The sequence below is a fragment of the Dyella sp. 05T440 genome (genome assembly GCF_056395965.1).
Window position 1 is genome coordinate 14,596 of sequence record NZ_JBFTKN010000014.1, and the last position, 20,025, is coordinate 34,620.

The 20,025-nt window shown below is 64.5% G+C and carries 15 protein-coding genes and 1 riboswitch; of the genes, 8 read left to right on the top strand and 7 right to left on the bottom strand.

Annotation, left to right across the window (positions count from 1 at the left end):
* Positions 1-15: 15 nt before the first annotated feature.
* The gene (locus AC1DE1_RS16930; protein ID WP_477176616.1) at positions 16-1,941 is read right to left on the bottom strand and encodes a hypothetical protein; all 1,926 of its coding nucleotides are present in this window, start codon (positions 1,939-1,941) and stop codon (positions 16-18) included.
* Between the two features lie 506 nt (positions 1,942-2,447).
* Positions 2,448-3,260: a class I SAM-dependent methyltransferase gene (locus tag AC1DE1_RS16935; protein ID WP_477176617.1), complete on the bottom strand. Its 813-nt coding sequence runs from the start codon at positions 3,258-3,260 to the stop codon at positions 2,448-2,450.
* 461 nt (positions 3,261-3,721) lie between these two features.
* Here AC1DE1_RS16935 and AC1DE1_RS16940 point away from each other — a divergent pair, with 461 nt between their 5' ends.
* The 4 genes from AC1DE1_RS16940 (at position 3,722) to ppa (ending at position 10,041) form a co-directional block, all read left to right on the top strand.
* Positions 3,722-5,770 carry a sodium-translocating pyrophosphatase gene (locus AC1DE1_RS16940; RefSeq protein WP_477178516.1) on the top strand — a complete coding sequence of 683 codons (2,049 nt, stop codon included), beginning with the start codon at positions 3,722-3,724 and terminating at the stop codon, positions 5,768-5,770.
* Between the two features lie 603 nt (positions 5,771-6,373).
* Positions 6,374-8,482 carry a prolyl oligopeptidase family serine peptidase gene (locus tag AC1DE1_RS16945; RefSeq protein WP_477176619.1) on the top strand — a complete coding sequence of 703 codons (2,109 nt, stop codon included), beginning with the start codon at positions 6,374-6,376 and terminating at the stop codon, positions 8,480-8,482.
* Positions 8,483-8,540: 58 nt separating this feature from the next.
* Complete coding sequence (locus AC1DE1_RS16950) at positions 8,541-9,377, top strand: 2OG-Fe(II) oxygenase (protein WP_477176620.1); 837 nt, start codon at positions 8,541-8,543, stop codon at positions 9,375-9,377.
* Between the two features lie 124 nt (positions 9,378-9,501).
* Entirely contained in the window at positions 9,502-10,041 is a 540-nt protein-coding gene (ppa, locus tag AC1DE1_RS16955) for an inorganic diphosphatase (protein ID WP_441604785.1), read from the top strand.
* 46 nt (positions 10,042-10,087) lie between these two features.
* Here ppa and AC1DE1_RS16960 read toward each other — a convergent pair whose 3' ends face one another.
* The 4 genes from AC1DE1_RS16960 to AC1DE1_RS16975 all read right to left on the bottom strand — a co-directional run bounded on the left by AC1DE1_RS16960 (position 10,088) and on the right by AC1DE1_RS16975 (position 13,998).
* Entirely contained in the window at positions 10,088-10,273 is a 186-nt protein-coding gene (locus AC1DE1_RS16960) for a hypothetical protein (RefSeq protein ID WP_441604786.1), read from the bottom strand.
* Between the two features lie 63 nt (positions 10,274-10,336).
* Positions 10,337-10,933, bottom strand: coding sequence for a ferritin-like domain-containing protein (locus tag AC1DE1_RS16965; RefSeq protein WP_441604787.1), 597 nt, complete (start codon positions 10,931-10,933; stop codon positions 10,337-10,339).
* Between the two features lie 229 nt (positions 10,934-11,162).
* Positions 11,163-13,040, bottom strand: a complete 1,878-nt coding sequence (gene thiC, locus AC1DE1_RS16970) for a phosphomethylpyrimidine synthase ThiC (RefSeq protein ID WP_477179154.1) — start codon at positions 13,038-13,040, stop codon at positions 11,163-11,165.
* 143 nt (positions 13,041-13,183) lie between these two features.
* Positions 13,184-13,279: riboswitch (TPP riboswitch) on the bottom strand.
* Positions 13,280-13,347: 68 nt separating this feature from the next.
* Positions 13,348-13,998 (bottom strand): TetR/AcrR family transcriptional regulator, encoded by a 651-nt coding sequence (locus tag AC1DE1_RS16975; protein ID WP_477176622.1) that lies wholly within the window; start codon positions 13,996-13,998, stop codon positions 13,348-13,350.
* A 615-nt stretch (positions 13,999-14,613) separates the two neighbouring features.
* On the opposite strand from AC1DE1_RS16975, the gene AC1DE1_RS16980 reads away from it, so the two are divergent.
* Both AC1DE1_RS16980 and AC1DE1_RS16985 read left to right on the top strand, forming a co-directional pair.
* Positions 14,614-15,273, top strand: coding sequence for a protein-L-isoaspartate O-methyltransferase family protein (locus AC1DE1_RS16980; RefSeq protein WP_441604791.1), 660 nt, complete (start codon positions 14,614-14,616; stop codon positions 15,271-15,273).
* 27 nt (positions 15,274-15,300) lie between these two features.
* Positions 15,301-16,635 carry a TolC family outer membrane protein gene (locus AC1DE1_RS16985; RefSeq protein ID WP_477176623.1) on the top strand — a complete coding sequence of 445 codons (1,335 nt, stop codon included), beginning with the start codon at positions 15,301-15,303 and terminating at the stop codon, positions 16,633-16,635.
* 81 nt (positions 16,636-16,716) lie between these two features.
* Here the strand turns inward: AC1DE1_RS16985 and waaA are convergent, their stop codons facing one another.
* Positions 16,717-17,982 carry a lipid IV(A) 3-deoxy-D-manno-octulosonic acid transferase gene (gene waaA / locus AC1DE1_RS16990; RefSeq protein WP_441604793.1) on the bottom strand — a complete coding sequence of 422 codons (1,266 nt, stop codon included), beginning with the start codon at positions 17,980-17,982 and terminating at the stop codon, positions 16,717-16,719.
* 115 nt (positions 17,983-18,097) lie between these two features.
* Here waaA and lpxL point away from each other — a divergent pair, with 115 nt between their 5' ends.
* Both lpxL and AC1DE1_RS17000 read left to right on the top strand, forming a co-directional pair.
* Positions 18,098-19,015, top strand: a complete 918-nt coding sequence (gene lpxL / locus AC1DE1_RS16995) for an LpxL/LpxP family Kdo(2)-lipid IV(A) lauroyl/palmitoleoyl acyltransferase (RefSeq protein ID WP_477176624.1) — start codon at positions 18,098-18,100, stop codon at positions 19,013-19,015.
* Between the two features lie 94 nt (positions 19,016-19,109).
* Positions 19,110-20,024 carry a VirK/YbjX family protein gene (locus AC1DE1_RS17000; RefSeq protein WP_477176625.1) on the top strand — a complete coding sequence of 305 codons (915 nt, stop codon included), beginning with the start codon at positions 19,110-19,112 and terminating at the stop codon, positions 20,022-20,024.
* The last annotated feature ends 1 nt before the right edge of the window (position 20,025 follow it).

Here is a 20,025-nt window from a genome sequence, read left to right on the forward strand (position 1 = left end):
GCACGAAATCGGTGGTCATGGCGCCGCGCGGTTACTGATGCCGGCGGCGCTGGATGCCATGCGCAGCGATTGCCGATTGCTGGCGAGCTCGGCCGACGGCCCGGCCCGCGCCGCCCAGGCCGGATAAGCGGCCTGCCATAAGGCCAGCACCGTCGACGGCAAAGCGGCGCCTGCACGCCATGCCCTTTCGGCGCACAGGCAACCCGCGCGGTGGTCCGCGCTGCGCAGGTGACACTCCGCCAGAAGCAGCTGCGAGTCGGCATCGTCGTCTTCGGTGACGATCTCCAGGCACTTGGCGTACACCCGACGATCCTTTTCCTCGCCGAGCGCGAGGAGGGCCGTGAGCATGCAGCGCAGGGCATCGACGGTGAGCGTAGGCGCCGCCGTCAGCGGGCGCGCGAGTTCGATGGCACGCAAGTAGAAGCTGCGCGCGCCGACCATGTCCTTGTCCTGGGCATGAGTCAACGCGACCCGGCACGCTTCCAGGCGCAGACTGTCGTCGCGATCGATGAACGGATGCAGGACCGTATCGGCCTGATCCAGCAGCGCAGCCCTCGCCGGACCACGCTCCAGACGCGCCCGGCCCAGCGCCACCTGCGCCACGGCTCGTGCGTAACGCGCACTCTCGCCGTCGTCAGCCAGCAGTCGGCGCAGCACGTCCCGCGCCTCGGTGTATCGCTCCAGGGCCAGTGGCGCACTAAGCGATTCGGCCATCGCGCAGAGCAGCCCGACCCACGCAGCCAGCACCTCGGCCGTCGTTTCAGCCTCCATCGCGGGCAACCATCGCGCATACAGTTCTCGCAGGCGCAGGCGGCGCTCGGTCGCGTTCTGGCAACAGGTCATCAGCCAATGCCATTCAGTGGTCAGCAGCGCTGCCTTCCAGGCCGCGTTTCCGCAGGGTGTTTGCGCGCCTCTGGCCAGCAGTCTGCACGCCTCCTCGAGGCGCTCGGCCACCCGCTCGCGAGGCAGTCCGCGCGGCGCCGCGTGCAATACGCGCTGCAGTTGCCACGCAGCCTCCGAATGCGGTCGAACATCCTGCTGCATGACCGTGCGAAGGACTTGCTCGGCCTCGTTCAACAGTTCCTCGTCGATGTCAGGCCCGATCAGCGCGCGCAGATAACAAGCCTCGCCAAGCTTCACGGCGGGCAGGCTATCGTGATCGGCATGCGCCACGTCACGCAGGATGCGGATGCTGGCGTCGAGCATGCCCGCGCGCGTCGGCTCATCGAGCTGATCCTGCGCATCGGCCAACAAGCTGAGTCCCACGGCCCGCCTGGTTTCCAGATCGTCGGGACGTTGGCGCAGGAACGCTTCGAGCGCGTCCAGCAGTTCAGCGGGAGCGACGGTTTCCAGCGTGGGCAGCACGGGGGTTTCGACGATGGGCGAGGTCGTCTCGCCGTTGCCGACAGCCAGCGGCTGCAAGGGCGACGTGGTGTGGGTCGGCATCACCTCGGGGGCGGTGTGATACAGACGAGCCCAAAGCGGCCATTCCACGGCGCCTGCGATCTTGAAGGAGACGCCCGGCCCTTCGCCCATATCGACGGCGGCGCGAATGATCGGCTCTTGCTCGCGCAATGCCTGGCCGATCGAACGCGTGGCGCAGACGCCCCCGGGCGTGGAGAGCTGGTTGAAGACCGCGTCCAGCGGCGAGGATATCTCGGCCACAGCTGCGGGCACGGCGTCATCGCTTGCGCTCGCCGCCGCTGCCTCGAGCACTTCAGCGTGCTCGGGCGCTGGAGCCACTTCCATATCGGGCGCGGGTGCGCCTTCCCAGCTGAGTGCGAGGAAGGCGATGTCCTCATCGGTCAGCCGCGGCAAGGCCCGCCTGTTGGCCCGCTGCCTCGCGCGGCGACGCGCCAGCACAAGCAGCCAGCAACCCAGCAACACCAGGGCCAGGGCCAGCGCCACAACCCACCCATAACGCCATTCCAGCAGCCACATCGTCGAAACTTTCCCTGTTCGGTTATGTGCCTCGCCACAACACGACGCCAGCGGCGTGCCGGCCGTCTGATTTCCCGCCGATATGGATGGCTGCACGAGTGTCGCCCTGGCGATGCTTGCGACGGGCTCCACTGATGACGACTTCTCGCCCCCATCCACGGAGGCGCCTTCTGGCGCAGATTCCCGCGGCGACAAATGAAACCGCGTTGTGCGACGCGCCGCGGCTGCACGCGCGCCAGGCACGCCCGCCGAGGCCGTCGCACGCGCTGATGGGGGCACCTGCGCCACTCCGTCGCCGTCGGCCAGGGACGGCAGCAGGACGGGCAGTGGCGCAGGCTCCGGCAGCTCATGCACAGGCTGGGGCGTCTTCACGTTCACATGGCTGACCAGCGAACAGGCCACCAGGGCGGTGCACCCCAGCAAAGCCGCGCTGCATGCCTCCACCACGCGCCAGCTTGAGCGTCCCCGCGATCGTCCCTTCGCTGGCCGCGCGGCGCTCACCTGGCTCAGAGCTCGTTGAGGTGGACGAACTCGGCGGCGACCTCCTTGTGGGTCGCAATCACGTTCTGACTGACCCAGCCCGGGAAGATGTTGGCGGTACTGCCCGCGAAATTGCGCGCGCTGTAGAGGTAAGGCAGGTGCGACCAGCAGCGGTAGCCCATGGACTTCAGCGTGTTGATCTCTTCCGTGGCCAAGTCGGTATTGGACAAGCGGAAATAGATGCTTGGTCGATGACTGCGCAACGTGGCCTCGGCGCCGGCAAGCATCGGCAGCAGGCCGCCCGGGCGATTGACCTTGATCAGATTGAGCTGGCTCATGCGCAGGGCGTCCAGCGCGATCTGGCGGGAGGTCTCCTCCGGCTGGTCATCGGCGGCGGCAAAGAACACGGTGGCATGGCGGCTGTCGCCGAGGGCGGCATGCAAGGGATAAACGTTGCGAACCTGGTTGAGCGCCAGCGTCGAGCACAGCGCAATGTGCTCGAAGCGGCGGGGTTCAACCACATGCACCTGACCGTTCGCGCCCACCAGTTGCGACAACCACAACGTCTGCGCGCCGTATTCAGCGCCGTACTCGAGCGCCACGTGCCCCTCGTCGAGCAAGGCACCGAGCGTGTCCAGCTCCTGTTCGATCCACTCGCCGTATTCGGCCAGCGAACGAGCCATGGTGGCCTTGGACTCTTGCGCCAGTAGCAGCCCATAACGGGTCTGCCAGAACGACGGCTTGCCGTTGCGCTTGCTCTCAGGGGAGACGGCGTGAGTCTGTGCGGCTTCGGTGGCCGTCGTTTCGGTGCTGTCGGTGGCGGTCTGTTCTTGGTTCATGTGGATCTCTCAGGAGGTGAATACGAGATGGACCTGAAAGATGGCGTGGCGCCGGAACATAGCGTCCGGGCCAGCTTGCATCGGTCGTACAGCAACCAGGAGCGGGCTTGGCGGATGCCGACTCCCCCTGGATCTTTCGGCGATGCGCAACGCCCGGAACCTGCGGATGCGTCCCGACAAGTGCTCCACGGCGTGCGCCCATCACATTCACGCACCTTACCGACAGGTACTGATGGGACATGAAGGCCTGAGACAGGTCGATCTGTGGGCCCAATCCGTCATCCACGTCGGAAATTCATGTTGCGCACACTCACATCAGAACGTTCCTAGCGCTGCGCCGCACAACACGGAACGTCATCCCAATTGCCTATACTCCCCTGGACCGCCCGCAAGGGCGGCCGCCGTGTCGGGGAGCCGGTGGCGTCCCCGACGTTGGGTTTACCACTCATGGGGAGGCTCCGATGCTGCAGCAGTATGGCTTGTGGATCGTGCTGGCATGTGCGGTTCTGGCGATTCTTTATGGCGCACTGTCGGTGCGCTGGATCTTGGCGCAGTCGCCGGGCAACGCACGCATGCAAGAGATCGCCGCCGCGATCCAGGAAGGCGCGAAGGCATATCTCAATCGCCAGTACGCCACCATCGGCGCCGTTGGCATCGTGTTGTTCATCATCATTGGATTGGCCTTGGATTGGGGCACGGCGATTGGCTTTGCCATCGGCGCATTGTTGTCCGGCGCCACCGGTTACATCGGCATGAACGTATCGGTGCGCGCCAACGTGCGCACCGCAGAAGCCGCGCGCCATGGCCTGGCCGCCGCGTTGAATGTCGCGTTTCGCGGCGGCGCCATCACCGGCATGCTGGTGGTCGGGCTGGCCCTGCTGGGCGTCACCGGCTACTACGTGGTGTTGAGCCGCATGGGCTACGAGACCATGCACGCGCTGCATGCACTGATCGGCCTGGCATTCGGCTCGTCGCTGATTTCCATCTTCGCGCGCCTGGGTGGCGGCATCTTCACCAAAGGTGCGGATGTGGGTGCCGACCTGGTGGGCAAGGTGGAAGCGGGCATTCCCGAGGACGATCCGCGCAATCCGGCCGTGATCGCCGACAACGTGGGCGACAATGTGGGTGATTGTGCCGGCATGGCCGCCGACTTGTTCGAAACCTACGCGGTGACCTTGATCGCCACCATGCTGCTCGGCGGCGTGATGGCTGAACAAACCGGCAGCAACGGCGTGCTGTTTCCGCTGGTGCTGGGTGGCGCATCCATCGTGGCTTCGGTGATCGGCACCTTTTTCGTGAAGGCACGCAGCACCAAGATCATGAGCGCACTCTATGCAGGCGTGGCGGTGTCAGCGGTATTGGCCGCGATTGCGTTCTGGCCCATCACCAGCCAGCTGATGGCCGACTCGGCCTACGGCGTGGGTCGCCTCTACGGCTGCGCCCTGATCGGCCTGGTGCTGACCGGCGCGATGGTGGTGATCACCGAGTACTACACGGCCACCGAATACAAACCCGTGCAACACATTGCGCAGGCATCCACCACGGGCCACGCGACCAACATCATCGCCGGCATCGGCGTGTCGATGAAATCCACTGCATTGCCGGTGCTGGCCGTGTGTGCGGCGATCTGGGGCGCGTATCAGCTGGCCGGGCTGTATGGCATCGCCATCGCAGCGACAGCCATGCTGAGCATGACGGGCATGATCGTGGCGCTGGATGCCTACGGTCCGATCACCGACAACGCCGGCGGCATCGCCGAAATGGCCGAGCTGCCGCCCGAGGTTCGCGGCGTCACCGATCCGCTCGATGCCGTGGGCAACACCACCAAGGCGGTGACCAAGGGCTATGCGATCGGTTCGGCAGGCCTGGCAGCGCTGGTGCTGTTTGCCGACTACACGCACAACCTCAACCAACACCTCAACCTCACTGACTTCCGCTTCGATCTGTCCAATCCGTACGTGATCATCGGCCTGCTGATCGGCGGCCTGATTCCGTATCTGTTCGCCGCGATGGCGATGGAAGCGGTCGGTCGCTCGGCTGGTGCAGTGGTGGAGGAAGTGCGCCGCCAGTTCCGCGAGATCAAGGGCATCATGGAAGGCACCACCCGCCCGGATTATTCGCGCGCCGTGGACCTGCTCACCCGCTCGGCGATCAAGGAAATGCTGGTGCCCTCACTGCTGCCCGTGCTGGTGCCCGTGGTGGTGGTGTTCGGCTTCAAGTGGCTGGGCGGAGCTGAGGCTGGTGCGCAGGCACTGGGCGGCGTGCTGATCGGCACCATCGTCACCGGCCTGTTCGTGGCCATCTCGATGACCACCGGTGGTGGTGCATGGGACAACGCGAAGAAGTACATCGAAGACAATCACCACGGCGGCAAGGGTTCCGAAGCGCACAAGGCCGCCGTTACTGGCGACACGGTGGGCGACCCGTACAAAGATACGGCTGGCCCCGCGGTGAATCCGCTGATCAAGATCATCAACATCGTGGCGCTGTTGTTGATTCCGCTGCTGTAGCTCTCGATGGTGTTGCTGGCCCACTCCTCGGAAGAGGGGTGGGCTTAGTTTCGAAGCGAAGAAAGAGCGGATTGGAGAGCTTTTCGCGAGCACCCGCCCCTCACCCCGGCCCTCTCCTCGGAGGGGAGAGGGAGAAGTGGCGTGCACCGCGAAGCTCGAGGCGAGCGAAGCAAGCCGCGGCTTTAAGTCCTCAGCGATTCGGGCGCGTTGCGCAGCGCTTTGAACTACCCGCTGTGTACCCTCGGAGGTTGTCCCACGACGGCGCGCCGCGAGCGTTCGGGCTTATCCCAGCACGATGCTGCGGGCGCTTTTAGGCCATTTTCTTTGGGTTACTTTCGACGCGAAGCTAGTCCCGTGGGATCTTTTGGGCCAGCAAAAGAAAAGTGACTCGGTCGGCGGCAGCCGATCGAAACGCCCGCCGCGTAAGCGGCACGCTGGCCGTAACGCGACAACCAGAAACCGAGGCTCTGGATCTCGGCCTGCCCAAGGATGACGGCCCCAATGGACCGCTAAGACACCTCGCCCCCTGACTTTAGTCACGCGCCCCAACGCCCACCGCCCGACCAAACTCAAGCCTTCAGCTGCACCCACCCAAGGACCCCCATGACCTCCAAGAGCACACTCTGGCTGGCACTAGCGCTGGGCCTCACACTAAGCACCATGACCCACGCAGCCGACCACATCACCCCCACCGCCCAAGACCCCAACCTCTGGCTCGAAACCATCGACGGCAGCAAGCAGCTCGACTGGGTTCGCCAGCAGAACTCCCAGACGGTGAAGAGCTACGCCGACAGCGCCGAGTTCAAGCAACTCGATGCGCGCCTGCTGGAAGTGCTCGATTCCAACGAGCGCATCCCGATGGTCAGCAAGATCGGCGACCGCTACTACAACCTCTGGCGCGACAAAGATCACCCCAAGGGCGTGTGGCGCCGCACGACGCTGGATGAATACCGCAAGGACAAGCCTGCGTGGGAGACGGTGATCGATCTCGATGCGCTCGCCGCCAGCGAAAAGGAAAACTGGGTCTGGCACGGGGCCGAATGCTTCAAGCCCGACTACAAGCGCTGCCTGGTCTCGCTATCGCGTGGCGGTGCCGACGCGGATGTCGTGCGCGAGTTCGACCTCACCGACAAGCAATTCGTGAAGGGTGGCTTCGAGCTGCCCGAAGCGAAAAGCCGCGTGTCCTGGATGGACAACGATCACCTCTACGTCGCCACCGATTTCGGCCCGGGCTCGATGACCAAGTCGAGTTATCCGCGCATCGTGAAGGCGTGGAAGCGAGGCACGCCGCTGTCGAGCGCGACCACGGTATACGAAGCCAGGGACGACGATATGTCGGTGTCCGCCGGACGCGACAATACGCCGGGCTTCGTACGTGATTTCGTGGTTCGCCAGATCGCCTTCTACGAGAGCGAGACCTATCTGCGCGGCAAGGACGGCAAGCTCACCAAGATCGACGTGCCCAACGATGCCAATACCGACGTGCACCGCGAATGGCTGTTGATCGAGCCGCGCAACGACTGGACCGTGGCCGGCAAGACCTACAAGTCCGGCTCGCTGATCGCGGCGAAATTCGATGACTACATGGCCGGCAAGCGCGAGCTCACCGTGCTTTTCGAACCCACCGACAGCACGGCGCTGGACGCCTATTCGTGGACGCGTCATCGCTTGATCCTCAACGTGATGGACAACGTGGTGAACAGGCTTGAGGTGCTCACGCCGGGCGACGGTGACTGGAAGCGTGAAGCGCTGGGTGGCGCGCCGGCCTTGTCCACCATCGCCGCCGGCGGCGTCGATGACGACACCAGTGACGACTACTTCCTGACTGTCACCGGCTTCCTGCAGCCCACCACGCTCTACTACGGCAGCCTGGGCCAGGGCGAGGCGCAGGCGATCAAACACAGCCCGCGTTTCTTCGATGCCTCGAAGTACGACGTGAGCCAGCACTTCGCCGTATCGAAGGACGGCACCCGCGTGCCCTACTTCGAGATTGCGCCGAAGAACCTCAAGGCCGACGGGACCAACCCCACCCTCCAGTACGGCTACGGCGGCTTCGAAGTTTCGCTGCAGCCGGCCTATAGCGGCAGTGTGGGACGCGCGTGGCTTGAGAGGGGCGGCGTCTACGTGATTGCCAACATCCGTGGCGGCGGCGAATACGGCCCGCGCTGGCACAAGGCCGCACTCAAGGCGAATCGCCTGCGTGCCTACGAGGACTTCGCGGCGGTCTCGGAAGACCTTATCCAGCGCAAGGTGACCTCGCCCGCGCACCTGGGCGCCATGGGTGGCAGTAATGGCGGCCTGCTGATGGGCAATATGCTCACGCTGTATCCGCAGTTCTATGGCGCGATCGTGAGCCAGGTGGCCTTGCTCGACATGCAGCGCTATACGCACCTCTCCGCCGGCGCCTCATGGATTGCCGAATACGGCGATCCGGACAAGCCGCAGGAATGGGAGTGGATCAAGACGTTCTCGCCGTACTTCAACGCGAAGGCCGGCCAGAAATATCCGCCCGTGCTGTTCACCACCTCCACCCGCGACGACCGCGTGGGTCCGGTGCATGCACGCAAGATGGCCGCCAAACTCGAGTCGCTCGGCTACAACACCAGCTTCTACGAGAACATCGAGGGTGGCCACGGCGCGGCGGCGGACAACAAGCAGTCGGCCTTCATGAACGCCCTGGGCTATACCTACCTGTGGGATCACGTGAAGTAAGCGCGCGTCCTGCGTAACATGGGGCGCCGGCCCGAGCCGGCGCCGCTTTTTTAGACGCATGAACCATCACACGATACGTCCCGAACTGCGCGAATGGATTGTTTCCACCAGCCGCTCCGGCGTCAGTCTCAGCGACCTGCTGAAGATGCTCAAGGACGCCGGCTATGGCGGCGAGCAGAGCCGCCAGATCGTCGCGCGTGTACTGAACCTGCCGCTGGCTACGGTCATGGCTGCCTCCAAGGCCAAGGTCGTGGGCCTGCGCACGCGTCATCCGCAGGCGCCGGTAGAGACCGTCAACGGACATCCGGTGCGCATTGCGGTGAGCACCGATGCGCCCGTCGTGCGCGTGCTGGAGAACCTGCTCACCCTGCAGGAATGCGACGAGCTGGTCGCTGAAGCGAAACCGCGGCTGGCGCGCTCGCTTACCGTGGATGTCGAAGGACGTCACCAGACCGATGAGCGCCGCACCAGCCAGGGCATGTTTTTCGCCATCGGCGAGACGCCGCTGGTGCAACGCATCGAGCAACGCATTGCCGATTTGCTCGCGATTCCGGTCAGCCACGGCGAAGGTCTGCAGATCCTGCACTACCAGCCGGGCCAGGAATACGAGCCGCATTTCGACTGGTTCAATCCCGACCAGCCCGGCTATTCGGCGGTCACCTCGCGCGGCGGCCAGCGCATCGCCAGCGTGGTGATGTATCTCAATACGCCGGACGAAGGCGGCGGCACGGCCTTTCCGCGCATCGGCCTCACGGTAACGGCGATGCGCGGTTCAGCCGTCTATTTCGCTTACGACACCGGCGACGAGGCCTCGCTGCATGCCGGCCTGCCCGTGCTCAAAGGTGAAAAGTGGATCGCCACCAAGTGGTTACGCGAACGGCCATATCAGGCCTGAGCACGTTTCGGCACCCGTCTCACGCTGAACTGGAACCGGGCGCAAAGCCGCCCCGCGGCTGCGATGGCGCAGCTTTTGACGTATCCTTTCAAGTCTTTGCATCTGACTAGCCAAGGACACGCTCATGGGTCTGCATCTCGTACCCGCCGGCCGCAAGGTTCCGGACGAAATCAACGTCATCATCGAAATCCCCAAGGATGCCGAGCCCGTCAAGTACGAGGTGGACAAGGAAAGCGGCGCGATTTTCGTGGACCGCATCCTGTCGACCCCGATGCGTTACCCCTGCAACTACGGCTACGTGCCTGGCACCCTGGGCGGCGACGGCGATCCGCTGGACGCGCTGGTGATCCTGCCGCTTCCGCTGGTGCCGGGCTCGGTGATCCGCTGCCATCCGGTGGGCATGCTGAAGATGACCGACGAAGCCGGCAGCGACGAAAAGCTGGTGGTGGTTCCGGTGGAAAAGATCTTTGCCGGCTACTCCCACATCAAGGACATCAAGTCCGTCTCCGGCCACTGGCTGGAGCGCATCGGCCACTTCTTCGAGCACTACAAGGATCTGGAGAAGGGCAAGTGGGTCAAGATCGAAGGCTGGGTCGGCGCCGATGAGGCGAAGGCCGAAATCGAAGAAGGCATCAAGCGTTACCAGGCCGACAAGAAGGCCTGATCGAAGCCAAAAACGCCGCCTTCGGGCGGCGTTTTTTCATGGTGCTTCAGCTTTGCGTGCTGCCGGCGTCGGCCGAAACCGTCGCCTGCCCCGTCATGCTGGCGCTGTTATCGGCCCGGCGGACCCACCAGGCCATCACGACGCTGGCAAGCAGCACGCCCAGTGCGAGCGTGGTCAATACAGCCCTTAGTAGCCCATGTCCCTGGCGGGCGTTGTTGTCCGTGGTCGCCATGGCGCGTCTCCCGGTGCAATAAGTCTGTCCAACGCACGTACCCGCCTGCGGGATGACTTGTGCTCAGTGCTTGGTGGCTTTCTTCTCGGGTCGCGCCTTGGCCGGCTTGGCCGGCTCGCCCTTCTTGCCGAGATTGTCGAGCAAGGTCGCCAGATCCTCGGCGTGCTCTTCTTCCATCGCAAGAATGCCTTCCATCATGCGGCGCGACGTCGGATCGGCTGCACCGAGGTAGGTGATGATCTCGCGATAGCTGTCGATGGCGATGCGTTCGGCGACCAGGTCTTCCTTGATCATGTCGACCAGGTCGTCGCCTTCCACGTAATCGGCGTGGCTGCGCGACAGCAGGCCTTCGGGCGAAAAGTTGGGTGCGCCGTCGAGCTGGGTGATGCGCTCGGCGATGAGGTCGGCGTGCCCTTGTTCCTCATTCGCATGCTCGAGAAACTCGGCGGCCACGCTCTTGGCGTGGATGCCCTTGGCCATGTAGTAGTGATACTTGTAGCGGAGCACGCAGACGATTTCGGTGGCCAGCGCTTCGTTGAGTATCTTGACCACCGTCGCGCGATCGGCGGAATAACCGGAAGTGATGGCGCCATTGTCGATATGTTCGCGGGCGCGCTTGCGGATGGTTTCGATATCGGAGAGGAACGGCTTGGCTGCCATGGGCGTGGCTCCATCGGGCTGGCTGGGCGAACCAGCACCGTAGGTGGCGACGCGCGAAACGCAGGTGAAAAAAGCGGTGCGGATGTGAGGCCGTTGTGTGGGAGCGCACCCTGTGCGCGACAAACCAACGGAGCGGAACATCGCAGCGTTGCCGTCGCGCACAGGGTGCGCTCCCACAAGGTGCTCTACCTCGTGCAGGCGGTGGTGACCGCCGGCACGAGGTGAAACATCAAGCCTTGTGATAAACCTCGGAGCCCTGCTGGCGGAATTCCGCCGACTTCTCCGCCATGCCCTCTTCCAGTGCCGATTCCTCGCCGGTGCCGTGTTCCGCGGCGTAGTCGCGCACGTCCTGGGTGATCTTCATCGAGCAGAACTTCGGGCCGCACATCGAGCAGAAATGCGCACTCTTGTGTGCATCCTTGGGCATGGTTTCGTCGTGGAATTCCTTCGCCTTTTCCGGATCGAGGCCGAGGTTGAACTGATCTTCCCAGCGAAACTCGAAGCGCGCCTTCGACAGCGCGTTGTCGCGCACCTGCGCACCCGGATGACCCTTGGCGAGATCCGCTGCGTGGGCGGCGATCTTGTACGCGATGATGCCGTCGCGCACGTCCTGCTTGTTCGGCAGGCCCAGGTGCTCCTTCGGCGTGACATAGCAGAGCATGGCGGTGCCGAACCAGCCAATCATCGCCGCGCCAATCGCGCTGGTGATGTGGTCGTAGCCCGGCGCGATATCGGTGGTCAGTGGCCCCAGCGTGTAGAACGGCGCCTCGTGGCACTTCTCCAGCTGGCGCTCCATGTTCTCCTTGATGAGCTGCATGGGCACGTGGCCGGGGCCTTCGATCATCACCTGCACGTCGTGCTTCCAGGCGATCTGGGTGAGTTCACCCAGCGTATCGAGCTCGCCGAACTGGGCGGCATCGTTGGCGTCGGCAATGCAGCCCGGACGCAGACCATCGCCGAGGCTGAAGGACACGTCGTACGCCTTCATGATTTCGCAGATGTCTTCGAAATGCGTATAGAGGAAGTTTTCCTTGTGATGCGCGAGGCACCACTTGGCCATGATCGAACCGCCGCGCGAGACGATGCCGGTGACGCGCTTGGCGGTCAGCGGCACGAAGCGCAGCAGCACGCCGGCGTGGATGGTGAAGTAGTCGACGCCCTGCTCCGCCTGTTCGATCAGCGTGTCGCGGAAGATGTCCCAGGTAAGGTCCTCGGCCACGCCGTTTACCTTCTCCAGCGCCTGGTAGATCGGCACCGTGCCGATCGGCACCGGCGAATTGCGGATGATCCACTCGCGCGTTTCGTGGATGTGCTTGCCGGTGGACAGGTCCATCACCGTGTCGCCGCCCCAGCGGATCGACCACACCAGCTTCTCCACTTCTTCGGCGATGCCGGAAGACACGGCGGAGTTGCCGATGTTCGCGTTGATCTTGGTGAGGAAGTTGCGGCCGATGATCATCGGCTCCGCTTCCGGGTGGTTGATGTTGGCCGGGATGATGGCGCGGCCGCGCGCCACTTCATCGCGCACGAATTCCGGGGTGATCAGCTTGGGCAAGGCCGCACCGAACGATTCGCCCGGGTGCTGGGTGCGCAGCGCGCTGCCCTGCAGCGCTTCGATGCGCTGGTTCTCGCGGATGGCGATGTATTCCATTTCCGGCGTCACGATGCCCTGGCGGGCGTAGTGCATCTGGGTGACGTTGGCGCCGGCTTTGGCGCGATGCGGCGCACGCGTCGCGGTGAAGCGGAAGGCATCGAGCTTGGGATCGACAGCGCGCTGGCGGCCAAAGGCGGAGCTCAGGCCGCTCAACTGCTCGGTGTCGCCGCGCTCGGCGATCCAGCCCGCGCGCAGCGCCGGCAGACCGGTGACCAGGTCTACCTTGTAGTCGGGGTCGGTGTACGGGCCTGAAGTGTCGTACACGGTGATCGGCGGATTCTCTTCGCCGCCGAACAGGGTCGGCGTCTGCGCCTGGCAGATTTCGCGCAACGGCACCTGGATGTCCGGGCGGCTGCCCTGCACGTGGATCTTGCGCGAGCCCGGAATCGGACGCGTCACGGCTTCGGAGAGTTCCTGCGCGGCGCGCGCAAGGTCATTGGGCAGGGCATTCATCGGCTTTGGTCCGTCCGGGCGTTGGCGCTGTCCCCGAGGGGACGTGCTTTTGTTGGGGAGTCCACACTGGATCGTGTGGAGTGATGCGCATGCAAACGCGCATTCAGCAACAGAAGCGGACGGCACCGGACGCAATGTCCTTACGGCATTGCGGCGAAGCTCCCTACAGCGGTACTAGCCGCATCAGGTTCGAAGGGACTCTCTCAGCCGACTTGTTGCCGGCACCCCCGCCTCAAGCCGCTATTTGAGCACGAAGCGAGGGAGGCCGCGAGTGCGGCGGCCTTGGCGGGCCTGAATCAGGCGGGGATCAGCGCGGCAGATAGGCGCGCAGGAACATGTCCACGCCATCGCGGGCGGTCTGTTCGAGCTCTGCGGCGTAGGACTGGGCGCACTCTTCGCAACCGAACATGCGGCGCAACAGCATTTCGCCCTTGATCAGGGAGATGAACTGGCCGGCGGCGCGGGCCACGTTGGCGATATCCAGCTTGCGGTCGTCAACCGCCTGTTGCAGCAGGCGTTTCATCAGACCATTGGTGCGATCCGGGCCTTCTTCCCAGAGCAACTTGCCGTAGCGCGGGTTGCCCTGGCGGCAGTCGCTGAGGATGGCGCGGAAGGTGCCCACGTTCTGCACGTCGCAGTCGAGCCGGACGTGATGCAGGGCGATACGCTCCAGCGCGACGCGGATGTCTTCGGCGGGGTCGTAGTGGTAGGTGTCTTCGGGGATCAGGTCCTGGATGCGCGCGCGGATCACCTCGCGGAACAGGTTGTCCTTGTCGCCGAAGTGGCTGTAGACGGTGAGTTTGGACACGCCGGCCTCTGCCGCTACCGCATCCATGCTGGTTCCGGCAAAGGCGTTGCGGATGAACAGGCCCTTGGCGGCCTCAAGGATCGCCGCGCGCTTTTCCATGTCCTTGGGACGGCCGGGCCCCTGAGGCTTGGTCTGCGGGATCGTGCTCATGGCTATACCTTCACAAATGGCTTCACAAATGGATAACGCCCGTTTAGTATACGCGGCGGTTTAGTTATTTTCCATGGCCAAGATACACGGCTTCCCTTATGTCCACCACTATCGCAGAACTTTCCCTCAGCCCGGCGTATCGACTCGCCCAGCGTTCGCTTGCCTGCTGGCTTGAACCAGGCCAGGCGGAGGCCCGCCGGGCCGCGTTCGCGGCGCGCGCCGCGCTGTCCGGGCTTGACCCCACCGAACGCAGCCGTATCGCCCGCTGGCTGGCCTGGCTGGAGGTCGCGGCACAGAGCCGCGGCAGCCTCTCGCCCCGGGCCCGTGTTCAGCGCCTTGACGCATCCTTGCATCAGGCCATGCAAGATGCACTCACGCGACTCCCTGGTCAGACGGTGGTCGCGCGTACGGGGAAGCATCGACGTAGTGCGTAACCTTGGCATGGCGAAGTGTCCGCGGACACCGCGCCACGCATGACTTCCGTCAACCAAGCGCGATGACTTCCGGCACTTCGTGTCGTTGGTACGAACCCGCAGGCTTTGCACATTGTCGGAAGATGGCTAAGCGCTTATCCTTTTTAGCCTTTTTCCCGATTCGCATTAGGACCTAAGCAACATGGCGATGAACTTCGAACAGGCGCGAGTGAACATGGTGGAAAACCAGGTGCGCCCCTGGGAGGTGCTGGATGCCCGCGTGCTCGACGTGCTGGGCAGTGTGCGCCGCGAGGACTTCGTTGCCCCTGAGCACCGCAAGCTGGCCTTTGCCGACCTGTGCCTGCCGCTGGGTCACGGCGAAGTGATGATGAAGCCGGTGGTCGAGGGCCGCGTGCTGCAGGCGCTGGAACTCACCCCGAGCGACCAGGTGCTGGAAATCGGCACGGGTTCGGGTTTCCTGACGGCCTGCATGGCCAAGCTCGCTGGTCACGTCACCAGCCTGGACATCCATGCCGATTTCGTCACTGCAGCGGGCCAGCGCCTGGCTGGCGCAGGCATCGCCAACGTGACGCTGGAAGCCGGCGAAGCGGTGAATGGCTGGCAGCCGAACGGATTGTTCGACGCACTGGTTGTCACCGGCGCGGTGTACCAGATCCCGCAGCGCTTCCTGGGCTGGCTCAAGCCCGGTGGCCGCCTGCTGGTGGTGCGCGGCGAGTCGCCGGTGCAGCACGTGCTGCTGCTCACCCACGAGGGCAATGGTCGCTACCGCGAAGAATCGCTGTTTGAGACCGACCTGCCCTATTTGAAGCACGCCGAGCCGCCGCGTCGCTTCGTTTTCTGACCTATTTCCCCATACATGAGGCAACCCATGCGCTTGAAGCTTCTGACCCTCGCCCTGGCCCTGTCGGCGTTCCCGCTGGCCGGCCACAGCGAGGACTTGCTGGATGCATACCGAGAAGCCCGCGCCAATGACCCGGTGCTGTCGCAGGCGGAAGCCACGCGCCTTGCTACCGGTGAAGGCGTTGCCCAGGCGCGTGCGTTGATGCTGCCGCAGCTCAATGGCAGTTACGGGCTGCAACAGCAGTCGGCGGGCAACAACCTTGCCAACGGCACGGTCACCGGCTCCTCGTTCGGCCATTCGCGCACGCGTGATCTTTCGGCCACGCTGACCCAGACGATTGTCGACCTCAGCCAGTGGGCCAACCTCGCGGCAGCGCGATCCGCCGCGCATTCTCAGGACGCCACCTACGACGCCGCGGCGCAGAACCTGTATGTCCGTGTCACCACGGCCTACTTCGGCGTATTGACCAGCCAGGATGCGCTGATATTCGCCAAGGCCAGCGAGGACTCCTTCAAGCAGGCCTACGACCAGGCCGATCAGCGCTTCAAGGTGGGCCTGTCGGCCATCACCGACGTCTACCAGGCCAAGTCGGAATACGAACTGGCCAAGGCCCAGACTGTGGCCGCGCAGAACACCCTCAACGACGCCAAGGAAGCGCTCACCCAGATCACCGGCAAGCCGGTGGGCGAGCTCAAGAAGCTGCGCGAGGATCTGCCGCTGACGCCGCCGAACCCGGCAGACCCGAACGCCTGGGTGCAGGCTGCATTGCAGTCCAACGCCAGCATCCATGCCAGCCAGTACACCGTGCAGGCGGCCGAGCACGACATCGACGCGGCTCGCGCCGGCCACTTGCCGACGATCAACGCCTCGGTGTCGCGCGGCAAGGACACCACCTGGCTCGAGCACGGCAACTACAACGTGCCCGGCAATGGCGCCTATGGCACCACGGTCGGCATCTCGATGAATATTCCGATCTTCTCCGGCGGCGCCACGCAGTCGCGCGTTCGTCAGTCGATCTACCAGCGCGACGAAGCCCAGGACTCGCTGGAGTCGACGCGTCGCCAGGTCGTCCGCGACACGCTGAACTTCTATCGCTCGGTCGCCGCCGGCATCAGCCAGGTGGAAGCCAACAAGGCCTCGGTCGACTCCGGCCAGAAGGCACTGGAAGCCACCCGCGCCGGCTTCGACGTGGGTACGCAGACCATGCTGAACGTGCTCAACGCGATTCAGACCCTGACCCAGGCCGAGAGCAGCTACTCGCAGTCGCGCCACCAGCTGGTGCTCGACCAGCTGCAGCTCAAGCAGTCGGCAGGCTCCATCGACGTGAAAGACGTGGAAATGGTCAACTCGATGCTGCAGTAACGCGCATCGCATAAGCTGCAACCGACAAGGCCGGGCAAGTCCCGGCCTTGTTGCGTCTTGGCCTTGCAGCCGTCTGGACGTCTATTCCTGCAGCAGGTCGTCGATCATGCCCATCACGCGCTTGACGGCGCCGCGCTCGCTGTCGAACACGATGCGCGCCGCGTCGCCCATGCGTTGGCGCTGCGGCGGATCGCGCAACAGCTGCAGCACCACCGGACCCAGTTCCTCGGCGCTGTTCACGCGCGAAGCACCGCCCTCGCGGATGAGGGTGAGGGTGATTTCTTCGAAATTGAAGGTGTTCGGGCCAACCAGCACCGGCGTGGAAAGTGCGGCGGGTTCCAGCACATTGTGGCCGCCGATCGGCACCAGGCTGCCGCCCACGAAAGCCAGATCGGAGGCAGCGTAGAACGGCATCAGCTCGCCCATCGCATCGATCACGAAGACCTGATGAGCCGCCGACGGCACGCGGTCGGCGCTGCGCGTACCCACCGTGAAACCCAGGCTGCGCGCGGAGTTTTCCACCAGCTTGAAGCGTTCGGGGTGTCGGGGTGCGATCAGCAACAAGGCGTCGGGCCAGCGCGTGAGCACTTCCAGGTGGGCTTCGAGCACCGGCAGTTCTTCGCCTTCGTGCGTGCTGCCCGCGATCCAGACGGGACGCAGATGGCCCCACTGCTGGCGCAGCTCCTCACCCTTGCGCTCAGCGTCGTAGGGCACCGGCATGTCGAACTTCATGTTGCCGGTGACTACGATCTTGTCCGGGTCGGCGCCCAGCGCGCGATAACGCGAGGCATCGGTACGCGACTGGGCGGCGATCTGATACACGCAACGCATGGCCTGCGCCACCAGGTTGCCCAGTGGCTTATAGCCGCGCAGCGAGCGCTCGGACAGGCGCGCGTTGACGATCATCAGCGGGATGCTGCGACGCCGGCAGGCCAGGTAGAGATTCGGCCAGATCTCGGTTTCCACGATGATCGCCAGGCGCGGTCGCACGCGCTTGAGGAAGCGCGATACCGAGAACGGCAGGTCGTAGGGCAGATAGACGTGGAACACGCTGTCACCGAACAGCTGGCGCACCCGTTCGGAGCCGGTGGGCGTCACCGTGGTCACCACCAGCGGCGCGTTCGGATAGTCCGTCTGCAAGGCCTTGATCAGCGGCTCGGCTGCATTGACCTCGCCCACCGATACCGCGTGCACCCACAGGCTGCCGGTCACGCCCGAGGCCTCGAAGAAGCCGAAGCGTTCGCGCCAGCGCTTGTGATAATCGCCATAGCGCACGCCACGCGCCATCAGCCGCAACACGATCAGCGGCGTCACCAGGTACATGGCGAGGGTGTAGATGTAGCGCAACGGAGAGCCTTTCGATCGCGGTGCGCCAGTATATCGGCTCGGACGCACGGGCCCTGCCCCACGCCGCGGCTCGCCTCGTTTTGGCTTGTTCCCTACAATGCGGGCGATGCCCGGCATGCCTCGTCCCAGCTTCACCCGCTCCCTGCTCTCGCCCACGCACTGGCCCGCCTGGCTGGGTGCCGGCGTGATCTGGCTGATCGCCCGCCTGCCACGCCCCTGGCTGATGGCCTTTGGTCGCGGACTGGGCTGGCTGGTGCAGCGCGTGCCCTCGCCGCGGCGGCACGTGGCGGAGGTGAATATCGCGCTGTGCTTTCCCGAACTGTCCAAGCAAGAACAGGCCAGGCTGGTCGATGCGCATCTGCGCGATATCGGCCTGATGATGGCCGAGTTCGCGCTGGGCTGGATGGGCAGCGAGCGCGCAATCGCCAACGTACCGGTGACCATCGAAGGCCTGGAGCATCTCGAAGCGGCGCGTGCGCAGGGCAAGGGCGTGTTGCTGGTGGGCGGTCATTTCTCGCATCTGGAACTCTGCGCGCGGCTGGTTTCGCAGCGCATCCGCATTTCCGGCATGTATCGCCGCATGGATTCAGCAGTGTTCGAGTGGGTCGTGCTGCGCGCACGACTCGATTACGCCGAGGCGATGTTCGAGAAAGACGATATCCGCGGCACCGTCAAGCATCTGCGCAACGGCGGCACGCTCTGGTATGCGCCCGATCAGGACATGCGCAGCAAGGACAATGTGTTCGTGCCGTTCTTCGGCGTGCCGGCCGCCACCATCACGGCGACCCATCATCTGGCCCGCATGTCCGGCGCCGTGGTGATTCCGTTCTATCACCGCCGCCTGCCCGGCAACGCGGGCTATGCGCTGAAGCTGGGCGCTCCGCTCGAGGGCTTGCCGAGCAAGGATGTGCTCGATGACACCGCGCGCGTCAATGTGTGCATCGAAGACATGGTGCGCGCCGCGCCCGAGCAATACCTGTGGGTACACAAGCGCTTCAAGACACGTCCGGAAGGCAGCCCGTCGGTCTACTAAGCCTTGCACGAAGCCGTCCTGTTCGCTGACAGATAAATGACAGTCAGTGCGGGTAAAAAGACGGCCGACCATCCCCACGATCCGCCCACCCAACATGACTTTCCGGCTGTTTTTGCGCTCGCTGCGCCAACGCCGCGATTGGCGTGGCTCGCCCTCAAAGCGCCTCGCCGCCGGCCTGAAATACATTGCCCGCAGTGTGCGCATGGCGCGTCGCCAGTCGGCGTGGCTGGCCGAGCTGTACGGGTCGCCACGGCTCACGTCGATCCTGGCGCATGATCCGCGCCTGCATGAGCGTTGGCACCATCACTACATCAATCGTCGGATCGGGCGTGCCGAGCGCATGTCGATTGTCAGCCAGCACTATCGCTTTGTGTTTGGTCAACTGCCTGCGGCGATGGTGGATGCGGTTTATCTGCATGGCCACCATCGATGGGGAACGCTCGCCCTGAAGGACGGCAGCGAGCTGCAGCTGGAATTGCGCCGACCGACCGGTCGCAGCCGCGAAGGCGAGCTGGCGCTATGCCTTAGCAATACGCAGGGCCAGGTGCTGTCGTCGGCCATCTTCAGCATCGCCGACCAGGGCCGCACGCTGTTGATCGGCTGCCTGCAGGGCGCCGCCGCCGAATTGGGGCGCGAGGCCGTGCGCGAACTGACCAAGCAGTGCTACGGATTGCGGCCGAAAAACCTGCTGCATTCGCTGCTGCTCGCCTTTGGTTCGTTTGCCGGCGCCACGCAGGTTCGTGGTGTCAGCAACCTGGCGCACCCGTTTTCAGGCGAAGCGGACAAGATCAAGGCCGACTACGACAGTTTCTGGGAAGAGTGCCAGGGCGTGCTGCAGCCGGATGGCTTCTTTGCCTTGCCGACCAGCGAGCCCGAGCGCAGCGAACTGCAGGTCGAGAGCAAGCATCGCTCCGCCTTCCGTCGCCGCGAAATGCTGCGTCGCGAAGCGTGTGCCCGCTTGCTGGCGGCGCTGCGCGACCAGCCGCTGCCGCTGTCGCAGGCAGCCTGAC

Excerpts from the sequence above, each read along its gene's own strand:
- AC1DE1_RS17000 (WP_477176625.1), top strand. The coding sequence starts at position 19,110 with ATGACTTTCCGGCTGTTTTTGCGCTCGCTGCGCCAACGCCGCGATTGG.
- AC1DE1_RS16960 (WP_441604786.1), bottom strand. The coding sequence starts at position 10,273 with ATGGCGACCACGGACAACAACGCCCGCCAGGGACATGGGCTACTAAGG.
- AC1DE1_RS16930 (WP_477176616.1), bottom strand. The coding sequence starts at position 1,941 with ATGTGGCTGCTGGAATGGCGTTATGGGTGGGTTGTGGCGCTGGCCCTG.
- AC1DE1_RS16950 (WP_477176620.1), top strand. The coding sequence starts at position 8,541 with ATGAACCATCACACGATACGTCCCGAACTGCGCGAATGGATTGTTTCC.
- thiC (WP_477179154.1), bottom strand. The coding sequence starts at position 13,040 with ATGAATGCCCTGCCCAATGACCTTGCGCGCGCCGCGCAGGAACTCTCC.
- AC1DE1_RS16935 (WP_477176617.1), bottom strand. The coding sequence starts at position 3,260 with ATGAACCAAGAACAGACCGCCACCGACAGCACCGAAACGACGGCCACC.
- ppa (WP_441604785.1), top strand. The coding sequence starts at position 9,502 with ATGGGTCTGCATCTCGTACCCGCCGGCCGCAAGGTTCCGGACGAAATC.
- AC1DE1_RS16945 (WP_477176619.1), top strand. The coding sequence starts at position 6,374 with ATGACCTCCAAGAGCACACTCTGGCTGGCACTAGCGCTGGGCCTCACA.
- AC1DE1_RS16975 (WP_477176622.1), bottom strand. The coding sequence starts at position 13,998 with ATGAGCACGATCCCGCAGACCAAGCCTCAGGGGCCCGGCCGTCCCAAG.
- AC1DE1_RS16985 (WP_477176623.1), top strand. The coding sequence starts at position 15,301 with ATGCGCTTGAAGCTTCTGACCCTCGCCCTGGCCCTGTCGGCGTTCCCG.
- AC1DE1_RS16980 (WP_441604791.1), top strand. The coding sequence starts at position 14,614 with ATGGCGATGAACTTCGAACAGGCGCGAGTGAACATGGTGGAAAACCAG.
- AC1DE1_RS16940 (WP_477178516.1), top strand. The coding sequence starts at position 3,722 with ATGCTGCAGCAGTATGGCTTGTGGATCGTGCTGGCATGTGCGGTTCTG.
- lpxL (WP_477176624.1), top strand. The coding sequence starts at position 18,098 with ATGCCTCGTCCCAGCTTCACCCGCTCCCTGCTCTCGCCCACGCACTGG.
- AC1DE1_RS16965 (WP_441604787.1), bottom strand. The coding sequence starts at position 10,933 with ATGGCAGCCAAGCCGTTCCTCTCCGATATCGAAACCATCCGCAAGCGC.